Raw genomic sequence first — 14,766 nt, 5'->3', positions numbered from 1 at the left:
CATTACCCTTGCGCCCATGCCGGCACCTACCGCACCGCCCACCGACCGGGAACTGCTGCTCGGCCGGGTCGCCGCCGCACTCCTCGGTCTTGAGGTGCTGGCGATCGCCGGGTTCGCGCTCTTCTACCTGGTCGAGCTCATCCTCGGCGAGGGCAGCGACCCGATGATCGTGCTCACGTCGGTGCTGACGATGGTGGTCTTTGTCGTCGGGCTGGGTTATGCCACGGTCGGGCTCTGGCACCGCCACCCACGGGCCCAGGCGCCGGCGATCGCGTTCAACTTCCTGCTCGTGCCCCTGGGGATCGCGATGTTCCAGTTCGCCTCACCCTGGCTGGCCGGAGCGGTGCTCGTGGGTGCCGTGGCCACGATCGCGTCGACCTTCCTGATGGGTCGTCTCGACTAGCTCTGGACCCAGGCGTCCGCGACCGCCAGAATCGTGTCGTGGACTCCCAACCGCGGTCTCCCGCCGTGTCGGAGACGGTCGTGCTCATCGTCTCCCCGCATCCCGGGGAACGCGAGCGTCTGAGGCGCTGCCTTCCCGCTGGTGTCGCAGTGCACCTGGCCGCCACCGGTGAGCAGGCCCTCGGCCTGCTGCAGTCGTCGAACGGCCCGCTCGGGATCGAGTCGGCGACGGGGATGCGTCTGCTGCCGGACGGTGCGCTGGTGGCCGAGACGGAGGTCAGCCTCACCCCGCTCGAGCACGCCATGTTGCAGTGCCTGCTCTCGCCGCCCGGCTCGGTGTGGAGCCTGCTGGCTCTCAGCGAAAGGGTCTGGGGGACCTCCTTCGTCGGCGACGGCAGCCAGGTCCGTGCGGTGCTCAAGCGGCTCCGTCGCAAACTGCTCGCGGCCGGTGCCGACCTGCAGATCGAGTCGGTCCGGGGCCGGGGGCTGCGGGTCGCGACAGGGTCCGGGTGGAGCACGCCCGCAACTGCCCCACAACTGCCCCAGTGAACTCGTTGCGGGGGGTGTCCGACCGGGCCTAGGTTGCGGCTCATCCGGGCTGTCTGGCTCGGGTTGGGGAGAGGAGCCATCATGGTCAGGTCGACGGTCGTCAGGGGGTGGTCGGCCGCAGCCGCGGGGTTCGCGCTGCTGGTCACCACCATGGGTAGTGGCGCGGCAGGAGCGAGCGGCGGACTGCCGGCCGCCCCCACACCGCCACCGGACGAGACGGTGGTCAGCGCGGACGTGCTGGCTGACCTCGAGGAGCGGGGGCGGGCCGACTACTGGGTCCGCTTCGCGGAGCGCCCGGACCTGTCCCCGATGCAGCAGATCAGCGACTGGGACCAGCGGGGTCAGGCGGTCTACGACGCGCTCGCCAGCACCGCCGAGGAGAGCCAGGCGCAACTGCGTGCCGACCTCGACGCGGCCGGGACGCGTTACACGTCATACGTGATCACCAACGCGGTCCTGGTCCACGCCGGTGACGAGGCCTCCCTGCACAGCGCTGCCGCGCTGCCGGGGGTCGAGGGCATCTACCCAACCCGCGACTACGAGCCGCCGGACCACCGACCCGGTGAGCTGACCGCGGTCGGACCGCTGGCCGTGGAGTGGGGCGTCACGGACATCCGTGCCGATCAGGTGTGGTCCGAGATCGGCGTGCTGGGGGAGGACATCGTGGTGGCCAACCTCGACACCGGTGTCCAGTTCGACCACCCCGCCCTGGTCAACAGCTACCGCGGCAACAACGGGGACGGCACGTTCACCCACGACTACAACTGGTTCGACGGTGCCGCGTTCTCGCCGGACGAGCCGGCCGACTACGACGGGCACGGGACCCACACCGCCGGCACGATGGCTGGCGACGACGGCGGGAACAACCAGATCGGAGTCGCCCCCGGCGCGCGGTGGATCGCGGCCGGCACCGACTGGAGCGACGCGTCCCTGTTCGCCGCGGGCGAGTGGTTCCTGGCCCCGACCGACCTGTCGGGTGGGAACCCGGACCCGGCGATGCGTCCGCACATCATCAACAACTCCTGGGGCGTGCCGGACAGCACCGACCCGTTCATGCCGGACATCCTGGCGGCCTGGGAGGCCTCGGGCATGTTCGGCGTCTGGGCCGCTGGGAACGAGGGTCCGACGTGTGAGACCCTGCGGACCCCGCCCCGGATGCAGACGACCTACGCCACGGGTGCCTACGACGCGGCTCGGGAGATCAGCTCCTTCTCCAGCCGCGGCCCCGGGGAGAACGGGGAGACCAAGCCCAACATCGCCGCCCCCGGCGAGGGCGTCCGGTCGTCCGTGCCGGGCAACGACTATGCCGTCTTCGACGGCACCTCGATGGCCGCTCCGCACCTGACGGGCGCGATCGCGCTGATGTGGTCGGCCTCGCCGGCGATGATCGGTGACGTCGCGGGCACCAAGGACCTGCTGGACGAGACCGCGTCCGATGCCCCCGACCTGCAGTGCGGGGGCACCGACGATGACAACAACGTCTACGGTGAGGGCCGGCTGGACGCCTACGAGCTGGTGCTGGCGGCGCCCGTCGGTGACGTCGGGACGCTCGAGGGCACCGTCACCGACGCGGCGACCGGCGACCCGATCCCCGGGGTGCGGCTGACGCTGACGGGTCCGCAGAGCCGCACCCTGACCTCCGGCGCCGACGGCGCGTTCCGGGCCCGGCTGCTGGCCGGCGACTTCACCGTGACCGCGAGCAAGTTCGGCTGGATCACCGAGACGACGACCGTGACCGTGCCCGTCGAGGGCACGGTGGTGCTGGACATCGGGCTGGACGCCGCCCCCACGGGCACGCTGTCCGGCACGGTGACCGACGGGTCCGGCCACGGCTTCCCGCTGTACGCCCGGGTGAGCGTGGCGGGGACGACCCTGTTCACCTACACCGACCCCGTCGACGGCACCTACAGCCTCGACCTCCCGTTGGACACCTATGCCCAGATCATCGTGGATGCGCAGTACCCGGGGTACACCCAGGGCTTCCGGGAGGTCCAGCTCAGCGGGGACAGCGTCGAGGACTTCGCCCTGGAGGTCGACGTCCTGTCCTGCGTCGCCAATGGCTACACACAGCACACCGTGGGTCTGACAGAGACTTTTGACGGGCCGACCGCGCCACCGGGCTGGACCGTCGAGGACAACCTCGGCAACGGCCAGGTCTGGGTCTTCGAGGACCTCGGTCTCTGGGGCAACCAGACCGGCGGCGAGGGCGGCTTCGCCGTCGTCGACAGCGACAACTACGGGCCGGAGGGTCAGCAGGACACCTCACTGGTGAGCCCGTCCGTCGACCTGACCGGCGTGGCCAACCCGACCCTGAGCTTCCGCCACTTCTACCTGCCGTTCGGTGAACGGGCCGACGTGGACGTCAGCCACGACGGCGGCGCGACCTGGCAGACGATCCTCACCGCGGGTCAGGCCGAGGGTGTGCAGGAGATCCTGGAGGTCCCGGTGGCCGACGACATGTCGGACGTGCGGGTCCGGTTCCACTACTACGACGCCTTCTGGGCACTCCTGTGGCAGGTGGATGACGTCTTCGTCGGTGAGTACAGCTGCCTGCCCGACCAGCCGGGCGGTTACGTCGTGGGCAACGTCTACTCCAGCACGACCGGCGACCCTGTGCGCGGTGCGATCGTGACCAGCGTGAACGCTCCGCAGGACCGGGCGATCAGCGTGGACACCCCCGCGGACGAGAACCTGGACGACGGGTTCTACTGGCTGTTCAGCACGCTCACCGGCACCACCCCGTTCGAGGCGACCGCACGGCGGATGAGCACCGAGACCCAGGACGTGGACGTCCCGGACAGTGGCGCCGTGCGGGCCGACTTCGAGCTCGGCAGCGGGTTGCTGGAGGTGGACCCGGAGCAGATCGGCACCGAGGTCGTGCTGGGCGAGGAGGCCACCGTCGACCTGACCGTCACCAACAGCGGCGACGCGGCCGCGGAGGTGGAGCTCCGGGAGGTCCGCGGCGGATTCGAGATGCTCCGGGCCGACGGGACCCGGCTCGACACCAGCCGGCTCGGTGCCGGTGCCCCGTTGCGGACCGTCGAGGTCGAGGCCTCCACCAGCGCCCTGTCCGGAGCGGCCGAGACGGCAGCAGAACCCGCGGAGCGCCAGCCCGCCGGCCCCGCGGAGGAACCGTGGACCGACCTGACGTCCCTGCCCCTGCCGGTGATCGACAACCGGGCCGTCAACCTCGACGGAGAGTGGTACTCGATCGGCGGCACGGACGGCTTCGAGGGCTTTGCTGACGTCTTCCGTTACGACGCAGAGAGTATGTCGTGGGGCACCGTGGCAGCGCTGCCGGAGGCCGCCTGGGCGACGACCGCGGGTGTGGTCGGCGGGCAGATCGTCGTCAGCGGCGGCTGGCGGCCCGACGGCAACACCAGCGGAGCGACCTACGCCTACGACCCCGCTGCCGACTCCTGGTCACAGGTCGCGGACAACCCGAGCGCCGTCTCGGCGGCTGGTCAGGCGGTGGCCGACGGGCTGCTCTACTCGATCGGCGGCTGCTCCACGGGCGACTGCGTGCCGATGAGCTCGGCCGTGACGGCCTACGACGCCGCTGCCGACCAGTGGCTGGAGCTGGCGGACTACCCGGTCGCGGCCGCGTTCGCGTCCTGTGGCGCGCTCGACGGGCAGGTCGTGTGCACCGGCGGCACCGGCGAGTCCGCCGATGTGTCGGCGACCTACTCCTACGACCCGGCCACCGACTCCTGGTCCGAGGTGGCGGAGGCGCCAGCACCCTGGTGGGGCAGCTCGTATGCCGTGGCGAACGGGATGCTGGTGGTCACCGGAGGCATCATCAACGGTGAGGTCTCCAACGAGGCACTGGGCTATGACCCGAGCACCGACAGCTGGACCGACCTGCCCAACCCGAATACCCCGACCTATCGTGGCGCGGCCGCCTGCGGCTTCGTCCGGATCGGTGGCGATCTGGGCGGCTGGGCGCCGACGGACGCGGTGGAGTACCTGCCCGGCTTCGACGACTGCGGCGCTGACGGTGCGGACGTCGACTGGCTGTCCCTGTCGGAGACCATGACGGTCCTCGACCCCGGTGAGTCCTGGACCGTCCAGGTCACCACCGACGGTGCGGTGCCGCAGCCGGGCACCTACACCGCCGGCATCAGCGTCGTCGGCGGCCTGCCGGGCACCGACCCGGTGGTCCCGGTGACGATGGAGGTCCTCCCGCCGAACGCCTGGGGCAAGATCATGGGCACGGTCAGCGGGGAGTCCTGCGAGGGTGTGCCCAGCCCCCTGCCGGGGGCAGCGGTCACCCTGGTGCCCACCGACGGCGGGGAGTCGAGGTGGTACCTGACGACCGACGGGGACGGCCAGTACGCCCGGTGGATCGACACGCGGGTCGGGGAGCTGGAGATCACCGCCTTCCTGGCGGGCTTCTTCCCGGAGTCCGTGGTCAGGTCGATCCCGCGGGGCCTGGTCACCGTGCAGGACTTCGACCTCCTCGACGCGGAGTGCGGGGGACCGGTTCCGGTCCACCCGGACGTGCTGCGACTCTCCGGCGCGGACCGCTACCAGACAGCGGTCGCGGTGTCCTCGCACTACGAGCCGGGGCTGGACACGGTCTTCCTGGCCACCGGCGCGGCCTTCCCGGACGCCCTGACCGGGTCCGCGGTGGCCGGCAGCCTGGAGTCCCCGGTCCTGCTGACCAAGCCGGATCGGCTGCCGCAGGCCACCGAGGCCGAGCTGCGCAGGCTGCGGCCGTCGCGGGTCGTGGTGCTCGGCGGGTCGAGCGCGATCTCCGGCGACGTGCTGCAGGAGGTGCAGGTCGCCACCGGCGCCACCGTCGAGAGATGGTCGGGAAGCGACCGCTACCGCACCGCCGCGGTGGTCTCCGGGCACTTTGCGAGCGCCGACGTGGTGTACGTCGCGACGGGTCAGGGCTTCCCGGACGCCCTCGCCGGATCGGCCAGGGCCGGTGCCCTGGACGCCCCGGTGCTGCTGGTCCGCCACGGCTCGGTGCCGAGCGCGACGATCGGTGAGCTGCAGCGGCTGGCGCCCACCACGATTCGGGTGCTGGGCGGTGACACAGCCATCTCGGACGACGTGGTCGCCGCGCTCGGCGCCTACGGCACCGTGGAGCGCATCGTGGGTGCCGACCGGTACGCGACCGCCGCGCTCATCTCCGGCGACTACCCGACCGCGCAGCACGCGTTCGTCGCCAACGGGATGGCCTGGCCGGACGCGGTCACCGCATCGGCTCTGGCCGGGCGCTGGGAGGCCCCGCTGCTGCTGGTCAAGCAGAACCAGGTGCCCAACGTGACCTGGGACGAGCTGGACCGGCTCGACCCCGAGACCGTGTTCGTGATGGGTGGCGCCGGGGTCGTCTCCGAGGCGGTAGCGGACCAGCTCCGCACCCTGGAGTAGCGCCATCGCGACGAGCGGCCTGAGCGACAGACGTCACTCAGGCCGCTCGTCCGCATGCGCGACCTGCACCGCGGTGCAGGCGCCGCGCAGGACGAGCACTCCCCGTCCGGGAAGCGGTTCGTCTCCGGTCGGGACGGCGACGCCGAGCCCGCTGCCGTCGGCGGGGCTGGTCGGCTGCAGCACGATGCCGGTGCGCTCGCGCTGGACCCGTGCCCCGAGCCCACGGAAGCCCCCGAAGTCCTCCGGCGCGCCCGCCACGATGAGCACGCGCGGTCCGGACCCGCTGGCCCGCGCCGCCTCGTCGAGCCAGCCGAGCAGCGCGTCCTCGACCGACGTCTGGGCGACCTGGTCGAGCCCGTCGACGGTGACCAGCACGCCCGTGGCCGAGCGGTCCGCCAGCACCGGGTCGAGGCAGGAAGCGTCCCGGAGGTGTTCCGCGGTGACGTGCAGCACGGACCACCCCTGGGAGCGGGCCGAGACCGCCAGGGTGCGCAGCGTCGTCGACCGTCCGCTGCCCGGTGGCCCCAGGACGCCGGCCACCGTCACCCCGTGCGGATCTAGGGGCAGCGCGACCGGGCTGGCCGAGTCGCCGCCCAGGCCGAGCAGGAGCCCGCTCGGCGGAGCGGTCACCCGGCCGAGGGCGACGGTCCGGGGCAGCCGGGTGAACACGGCTGGGCCGTCCGTCGGTGGACCGTCGGTCGGGTGACCGTCGGTCGGGTGACCGTCGGTCGGGTGACCGTTCGCCGACTCCCTGCGGGTGCTGGCGCGGACCACCTCGGTCAGCGCGCTGATCTGTGCGGCGCCCTCACCGGAGGCCCCCACCACCGCGACCTGGCCCACCACGCCGTCGCGCAGCCGGATGACCCGGCCCGGCGGCATACTCACCGGGACCTGGGCCCTGGTCAGCCCGGCCATCAGCAGGTCCGAGGGGTCGGTGAGGCGCAGCGACCACATCTCGGGGAGCAGCGACGCGATCCTCCCGCTCAGGAGCGACCGGTCGCCGGTGACGACCGCCACCACGCCGGCGCCGACACCCTCGCGCAGGACCTGCAGGACCTGCTCGAGCGGGCGACCGCGATCGGCCTCGCCGAAGAGCTCGACGAACCGCGGCCATCCGTCGATCACCAGGACCACGAGGGGCCACGGGCGCTCGCCGGTCGCGCGCTGCTCGGCGAGCGAGGTGTGCCCGGCGGCGGCGAGCTCGCGCTGCCGGTCCGCCACCAGCCGCACGAGGTGCGCGATGACGCGACACCCCAGCGCGACGTCGGCCGCGCCCAGCACCGCTCCGACGTGGGGCGCGTCGCCGACCGGGCCCACCCCGCCCGCGAGGTCGAAGACATAGCAGTGCACGTCGTCCGGGTGCCCGGAGAGCAGCCCGGCCAGGACCGTGCGGGCCACGGTGCTCCGCCCAGTCCGGCCCGCACCGACCACGCCGAGGTGGCCCTCGCTGAGCGGTCGCCAATGGTGGACGGGCTGGCACTGCTGCGCGGGCAGGTCGGTGAGCAGGAGCGGCACGGAGTATGCCGTGCGCTCACCCGGGGCCGTCGTCAACGTCGTCGCTGTGCCCGGTGTCTTCGTCCGCTCGGTCGTCGGCTCGGTCGTTGTCCACTCGACGGTCGTCGGCTCGCCGATGGTGTCCTCGGGAGTGGCTTCGTCGGGCTCCGGCAGGCCGGCCAGCGGGACGAGGCGCGGCAGGGCGGGGAGCCACGGTGAGGCTGGTGGCACGGCACCAACGAGCTCCGCGGCCCCCGTGGCCGCGGCCACGGCCCGGGCGAGGGTGGACTCCTGTCCGCTGTCAGCGGTGTCGTGCGGCTGTGCCCCGTGAGTGTCCGGCCCCCACAGGTCGGTCACGGTCACGATGCTGAGCCCGTCCGCGGACCCCTCCCCTCCGGTGGCGTGGCTCGTCGAGGTCGTGGCGACCTGCACCTCGCGCGGCGGGGAGGCGCCGGTGCGGATCAGCGCACGGCCCGGGAGCCCCTCGGGGAGGTCTGCGGCCGCCGGGGAGTCGATCACGTCGTAGGAGTCCGAGCCGTCCCTGACCCGCAGCGCGATCCGGAGGTTGACGTTGGCCCGGACGTCGGCGGAGACCACGCCTCCGGGGCGCTGGGTCGCCAGCACCAGGTGGACGCCGAGGGACCGGCCCAGTGCGGCGATGCGCACCAGCCCGTCCAGGAAGCCCGGCAGTTCCTCGGCGAGGGCCCGGAACTCGTCGATGACGATGACGAGCCGTGGCAGGGGTGCGCGGCCGGTGAGTCCCTGGTGCGCAGGAAGGTCGGGGACGCCGGCGTCGGCCAGGACCCGCTCGCGACGCTTGAGCTCGGCCGTCAGGGAGGTCAGCGCCCGGTCGGCCAGATGAGGGTCGAGGTCGGTGATGAGCCCAACCACGTGGGGCAGCGCCGCGGCCTCGGCGAAGGCAGAGCCACCCTTGTAGTCGACCAGCACCATCACGAGCTCGTCCGGTCGGTTGCCGAGCGCGAGGGAGGTGACCAGCGTCCGGAGCAGCTCGGACTTGCCCGACCCTGTGGTGCCGGCGACCAGGGCGTGCGGTCCGTCCGTCGCCAGGTCGAGCCGCAGGTCTCCGCCCGTGCCGCGGCCGAGGACGAACCCGGTGCTCCGTGGCCTGTCGCGCCAGCTCCTGGCCAGGGCGTGGGCCTCGAGCGCGACCGGGCTGATCGAGGCATAGCTGACCGACTCCGGCAGGGACGCGCTGTCGCTGTGTCCGCCGCCGTCCCGGAGCGGTGCCATGGCACGGGCCACGCGGCTCGCCCGGTGGACGGACAGGCGGTCGGGGACGACCACCTGGCCATGACCCTGGGTCCGGACCTCGGCGACCGCGCCCCGGAGGATCACCGTGGTCCCGACGTCCGGGGCCTGCGACAGGCTCCGGCACAGGATGACCGGAATCGGGGTGGTCGCCCGCTCGGTCCTGCCGGCTCCTCCGACGTCCGGGGTGAGGCCTGCAGCGGGCGCGTGGGGACTGGCGGAGTCGGGGCGCAGGCCGTGGGCCGTCATCGAGTGGTCGGTCAGGTCGCGCGCCGCCGCGGAGTCGTCGGTCAGGTCGTGCACCATCAGCACCGAATCCGCTCGGATGACGTCCCCTGCCGCAGCGTGCGGAAGCCACGCCAGCCAGTCCCACGGTGAGGCCGGACCCACCGGGGCGGCCGAGGAGTCCTGTCCGTGAGCGGATCCCGCCAGGGTGATCCCGAGCTCGCCCGGGGGGTGCAGGACCGCCACCTGGAGAAGCACGCTGCGCGCGACCGCCCTGGCCAGGTCCGGTGGCCCGGCCACGACGAGCCCGCCGGTGAGGTCGATCTCGATCGGTGCACGGTCGACCGTCTCGGCGACGCCGTCGACCGCGACGGCCGTGGTCACGCGGCCGAGCCCGAGGCGGGCGATCGGCGCCTCACCCGCCCGGCTCCACAGCAGCTCGCCAGTTGTCTGCGCGTCCTGGATGAGGTGCGCCAGGTCCGGAGCCCGGTCGTGGCGACGCCGCACCTCCTGGGCGACGGCCTCCTGAGCCGCGGCCCGCGTGGCGGTCACCGCCTCGCGATGGCTTCGCGTCGCCTCGGCGCTGGCACGACGGAAGCGACGTCGTTCCCCGGCGTAGCCGCCCAGCGACATCGCCGGAGCCATCAGTCCGAAGAGCATCAGCGCAGGCATAGACAGGATGACGGCCAGCACGACGGAGACCACGAGCGGGAGCAACCACCCCAGCACGGACGGTGGCACCGGGGCCGAGGGCGTCGAGGGTTCTGGCAGGGGCAGTGCCAGCGGCTCCACGGCGGTCGGCGGGCGCTGTCTGGGGACCACCACGATCCCGCCGCTGCCGTCCGGTCGGCCACGCCCGAGGTGTCCCGCGTCCGGGGCGAGATCGAGGGTAGTGCCACCGGCCCGCAGCGGGACACCTGGCGGCCACACGGTCGGCCCATCGATGGTCGACCCACCGAGCATCGTCCCGTTCGTCGACGAGGCATCCTCGACCACGATCCCGTCCCGCGTGGTCGTGATTCTCAGATGGTGACGGGACAGGCCGGCGTCGTCGATGACGACATCGCACCACTGGCCGCGGCCGACGATGAGACGGTGGCCGGGCCGGAGGGCGTAGCACCCGCCGACATCCGGCCCGGAGGTCACGCGGAGCGAGACCGGGGCGCGGAGCTCGGGGCTCGAACCCGCTGCCCCGCGGGCGACGACGGCTCCGTGCACCAGGGGTGGTGACCCCAGGACCAGGTGAGGCGTCAGCGGGACGGTTGTCCCGGCATACTCCGCAGCGAACCCTGTGGTCGACGGCATGCCGAGCCGTGCGGCGACAGCGGCCCACGACGTATGACGTGGAGCCCGGATGCTGACGGTGCGCAGCCGGTGCCCGTCGGAGTAGGACAGTCGCAGGAGCACCGGACCCATGGTGCAGGAAGGCGCACCCGGCGCGGGCTCCTTATCCACAGGCGGGTCGCGCACGAGGCCCGGGCGGAGTGCCCGGGAGTTATCCACAGATTTGATCTGAGCCCCGTAAAGGTTCTGTCAAATGTGTTTACCTCTTTGTCGCCAGCAGGTTATCTGGTCCCGGACTCGGGTCCGGTAAATGCCCGGACACGGGCCGGTCATCATGCCGACGCACAGCGGAAAGTGGGGGACCCGTGCACGCCACGACGTTGCAGTCCCTGGAACACGAGGTCAGGGAGCTGATCAGGGCCCGCCGTCTGGACCCTGCCACCGACGACGTGGCGCTGCGCACCCTGGTGCGGGAGGTCGTGGAGGAGTTTGACGAGCGCGCACTGAACGGCGGGATCCGGCCGCTGACCGACCCGGAGGAGGCCGGGCGGCTCGTGCTGGAGTCGGTGGCCGGTCTGGGGCCGCTTCAGCAGTACCTCGACGACCCGCACGTGGAGGAGATCTGGATCAACGAACCTGGCAAGGTGTTCGTGGCGCGTCGCGGCCGGTCGGAGCTGACCCCGACCCTGCTCACAGAGCAGCAGGTTCGGGACCTCGTCGAGCGGATGCTGCGCAGCTCGGGGCGACGGGTCGACCTGAGCAGCCCGTTCGTGGACGCCGCGCTCCCGGACGGCTCACGGCTCCACGTCGTCATTCCTGACATCACGCGGCGGCACTGGGCGGTCAATATCCGCAAGTTCGTCGTGGCCGCCGACGAGCTGGGAGACCTCGTGCGGCTGGACACCGTGACCTCTGCCGCGGCAACGTTCCTGGCCGCCGCGGTCGAGAGCGGGCTGAACATCCTGGTCGCCGGGGGGACGCAGGCAGGCAAGACCACGATGCTGAACTGTCTGGCCGCGGCGATCCCGCCGACGGAGCGCGTCGTGACCTGCGAAGAGGTCTTCGAGCTCAAGGTGCCGCTGCGTGACGTCGCATCGCTCCAGTGCCGGCAGGCGAGCCTGGAGGGGACCGGAGAGGTCCCGCTCCGGCGCCTCGTCAAGGAGGCGCTCCGGATGAGGCCCTCCCGGATCCTGGTCGGGGAGGTGCGGCAGGAGGAGAGCCTGGACCTGCTGATCGCACTCAACAGCGGTCTTCCGGGAATGTGTACCGTGCACGCGAACAGTGCCCGCGAGGCAGTGACCAAGATGTGCACGCTGCCCCTGCTGGCCGGCACCAATGTGGCGAGTGGCTTCGTCGTGCCGACCGTGGCAAGCTCCATCGATCTGGTGGTCCACCTGGCCCTCCACGCTGACGGCAGGCGTCGGGTGCAGGAGATTGTTGGCCTCCCCGGGCGCGTGGAGGCGGACGTCGTGGAGATCGCGGACATCTTCGTCACGCGCCACGGTGAGCTCGTGCGTGCCGAGGGTTTCCCGCCGCACGCCGAGCGTTTCGAACGGGCCGGGCACAACCTCGCCTCGCTGCTCGCCGTGGGTGGACCGAGATGAACGGCGCGTTGCTCGGGCTTGGCCTCGGGCTCGGTCTGGCCTGCATCTGGTGGTCCTTCTGGCCGCAGCCCGAGCGCGAGCAGCCGCGGCGGGCCAACGCCTTCCTCACCCAACTCGACGACGACCTCGTCCTCGCGGGTGTGAAGTCCTTCCGCTGGCCGGGACTGCTGGCCAGCTGCCTCGTCGCGGGGTCGGTCGTCCTGGTGCTCGCGCTGGCGCTCACCCGCGTGCCCGCCGTCAGCCTGGCCTTCGCGGTCATGGCGGCCTGGTCGCCCCTGGCCGTCGTGCGGTCACGCGCCAGGAGGCAGCGCTCGCGGCTCCGGGACGTGTGGCCCGACGCGGTGGACCACATCGCCTCCGGCGTCCGTGCCGGTCTGTCGTTGCCCGAGGCGCTGATCCAGCTCGGCCATCGTGGACCCGTCGAGCTGCGACCAGCCTTCGAGGCATTCGGGCACGACTACCGCGCCAGCGGTCGGTTCACCGACTCTCTGGACCGGCTGAAGGAGCGCCTGGCAGACCCGGTGGGCGACCGGCTCGTGGAGGCTGTGCGACTGGCGCGCGAGGTCGGCGGCAGCGACTTGGGTCGCGTGCTGCGCGCACTCTCCACCTTCCTGCGCGAGGACGCACGGTCCCGTGCCGAGCTTGAGGCTCGACAGTCGTGGACGGTCAACGCGGCCCGCCTGGCGATGGTCGCACCGTGGATCGTGCTGCTCCTCATGGCAACCCGGGGCACGGCCCTGCAGGCCTACCGGGAGCCGACCGGCGTCGTCATCTTGATCGTGGGCGCCGTGCTGTCCGTCCTCGCCTACCAGGTGATGGTGCGGATCGGCCGCCTGCCCGAGGAACAGCGGGTGCTGCGGTGACGGTGCCCGTTCTGCTCGGAGGACTGCTCGGCGGTGCCCTCGCGGTGGGCGTCTGGCTGGTCCTCGTGGCGATCCCGTGGCCTGGTCAGACCGATCTCGTGGCCCGCATCGAGCCCTACCTGGACAGGGTTCCGGGCCACGCCGCACCACGGTCACGGACCAGCGAGCCGTGGAGCCTCACCGATACGGTTCACCGGTTGGTGAGGCGCGCCGGGCGTGCCGTGGACCGCTGGCTGGGCGGCACGGAGTCGGTCGCCTCTCGCCTGCAGCGGGCCGGGCTGGCCGCGGACGTCGAAGGCTTCCGCATCCAGCAGGTCCTGTGGGGTGCCACCGCCGTGGTCGTCGTCTCACTCCTGGGCTCCCTGGCGATGTGGACCCGCGGCGTGAGTCTGCCGGCGCTCGTCGTGGTGGCCCTGTCGGCAGCTCTCGGCGGGATGCTGCTCCGGGACCAGCTGCTCAGTCGTGCCGCGACCAGGCGCGAGCGCCGGATCATGGCTGAGTTCCCGGCGGTCGCCGAGTTGCTTGCGCTCTCGGTCACGGCGGGGCAGGGCACCACACAGGCGCTTGACCGGGTGGCCCGCCTGTCAAAGGGGGAACTCGCCGCCGAGCTGGAAGTGTGCCTGGCGCAGGCCCGGACCGGAGCGACGATGGCGGAGGCACTCGAGGGCATGGGCACCCGCACGGGGCTCGGCCCCATCATCCGCTTCGTGGACGGCCTGGTCGTCGCGATCGAACGGGGCACCCCGCTGGGTGAGGTCCTGCGGGCCCAGGCCCAGGATGCCCGCGAGTCCGCGCGACAGGAGCTCATCGAGGAGGGCGGGCGCAGGGAGATTCTCATGATGGTGCCGGTGGTCTTCCTCGTCCTTCCCGTGACCGTCCTGTTCGCCGTCTACCCAGGCGTCTCGTTGCTCCGCATCACCGTCTGACCACGCACCGCACCATTCAGGAAGAACCGACAGAGGAGAACACCATGCAGGAACTACTCCGCCTCCGGAGCCGACTTGGCGCCGCCACCGCACGCTACGCGGCTCGCCTGGCTGACTGGCGCCGGCAGCCCGAGCGCGGCGACGTGCCCGGCTGGGTCCTGATCACCATCATGACCGCTGGGCTGGTGGCGGCGCTCTGGCTCGTGGCCGAGCCGCTGCTCTCCGACCTCTTCGTGTCGGCGGTCTCGGGCGTCAGCGGGCCGTGACCCGTCCCCGGCCCGTCCTCGCACGCGGCCGACCCTGGAGCAGCGCGGCGGCCCCTGGCCGTCCAGCTCTCCTGCGCCACCCTGACCGCGGAGCGGCGACCGTTGACCGGGGAGCGGCGACCGTTGAGTTCACCCTGATCTCGGCACTGGTCGTCCTGGTGTTCCTGGCTGCCATCCAGGTCGGCTATGCCCTCCACGTCCGCAACACCGCCACCGCCCACGTGATCGAAGGTGCCCGCATCGGAGCCCGCGCGGACAACACGCCGGCGGATGGTGTGGCCCGGGCCACCGAGCTCCTCGCGACGACTGTGCCCGGCAGCTACGGAACCACGGTCACCGGCGAACGGGTCTCGGCGGGTGGCGTCGAAGTCGTCCGCGTGTCCGCGGACATCCCGCTCCCGGTCGTCGGACCGCTCGGCATCCCGGGAACCATGACGGTGACCGGCCAGGCCTACGCGGAGGACCAGTGACCATATGGCGCAGGTTGCGGGCCTCGGATGGG

The 14,766-nt window shown here is 72.1% G+C and carries 9 protein-coding genes; 8 read left to right on the top strand and 1 reads right to left on the bottom strand.

The window, feature by feature from the left end; genetic code table 11:
• Positions 1–16 precede the first annotated feature (16 nt).
• From MWU75_RS04765 to MWU75_RS04755, 3 genes are all read left to right on the top strand, one after another.
• Positions 17–403, top strand: coding sequence for a hypothetical protein (locus tag MWU75_RS04765; protein ID WP_247088569.1), 387 nt, complete (start codon positions 17–19; stop codon positions 401–403).
• A 38-nt stretch (positions 404–441) separates the two neighbouring features.
• A complete protein-coding gene (locus tag MWU75_RS20200; RefSeq protein WP_247088567.1) occupies positions 442–951 on the top strand; it encodes a winged helix-turn-helix domain-containing protein in 510 nt (169 codons plus the stop codon).
• A gap of 81 nt (positions 952–1,032) precedes the next feature.
• Positions 1,033–6,333, top strand: a complete 5,301-nt coding sequence (locus tag MWU75_RS04755) for a cell wall-binding repeat-containing protein (RefSeq protein WP_247088565.1) — start codon at positions 1,033–1,035, stop codon at positions 6,331–6,333.
• 33 nt (positions 6,334–6,366) lie between these two features.
• On the opposite strand, the gene MWU75_RS04750 is transcribed toward MWU75_RS04755, so the two are convergent.
• Positions 6,367–10,728, bottom strand: a complete 4,362-nt coding sequence (locus MWU75_RS04750; protein WP_348647735.1) for an FtsK/SpoIIIE domain-containing protein — start codon at positions 10,726–10,728, stop codon at positions 6,367–6,369.
• Positions 10,729–10,970: 242 nt separating this feature from the next.
• Between MWU75_RS04750 and MWU75_RS04745 the strand changes: the two genes are divergently transcribed.
• Genes MWU75_RS04745 through MWU75_RS04725 form a run of 5 tightly spaced genes read left to right on the top strand, consistent with a single transcriptional unit; the run spans position 10,971 to position 14,734 of the window.
• The gene (locus MWU75_RS04745; protein WP_247088563.1) at positions 10,971–12,209 is read left to right on the top strand and encodes an ATPase, T2SS/T4P/T4SS family; all 1,239 of its coding nucleotides are present in this window, start codon (positions 10,971–10,973) and stop codon (positions 12,207–12,209) included.
• A complete protein-coding gene (locus MWU75_RS04740; protein ID WP_247088561.1) occupies positions 12,206–13,072 on the top strand; it encodes a type II secretion system F family protein in 867 nt (288 codons plus the stop codon). Before MWU75_RS04745 ends, MWU75_RS04740 begins: the two co-directional genes overlap by 4 nt.
• Complete coding sequence (locus MWU75_RS04735) at positions 13,069–13,998, top strand: type II secretion system F family protein (RefSeq protein ID WP_247088560.1); 930 nt, start codon at positions 13,069–13,071, stop codon at positions 13,996–13,998. The genes MWU75_RS04740 and MWU75_RS04735 overlap by 4 nt, the downstream gene beginning before the upstream one ends.
• A gap of 44 nt (positions 13,999–14,042) precedes the next feature.
• The gene (locus MWU75_RS04730) at positions 14,043–14,264 is read left to right on the top strand and encodes a hypothetical protein (RefSeq protein ID WP_247088559.1); all 222 of its coding nucleotides are present in this window, start codon (positions 14,043–14,045) and stop codon (positions 14,262–14,264) included.
• A complete protein-coding gene (locus MWU75_RS04725) occupies positions 14,261–14,734 on the top strand; it encodes a TadE/TadG family type IV pilus assembly protein (protein ID WP_247088558.1) in 474 nt (157 codons plus the stop codon). Before MWU75_RS04730 ends, MWU75_RS04725 begins: the two co-directional genes overlap by 4 nt.
• Positions 14,735–14,766 lie beyond the last annotated feature (32 nt).

It is taken from the genome of Ornithinimicrobium sp. F0845, from assembly GCF_023015765.1.
GTDB lineage: Bacteria > Actinomycetota > Actinomycetes > Actinomycetales > Dermatophilaceae > Ornithinicoccus.
This window is presented reverse-complemented; position numbering and strand designations above follow the sequence as displayed.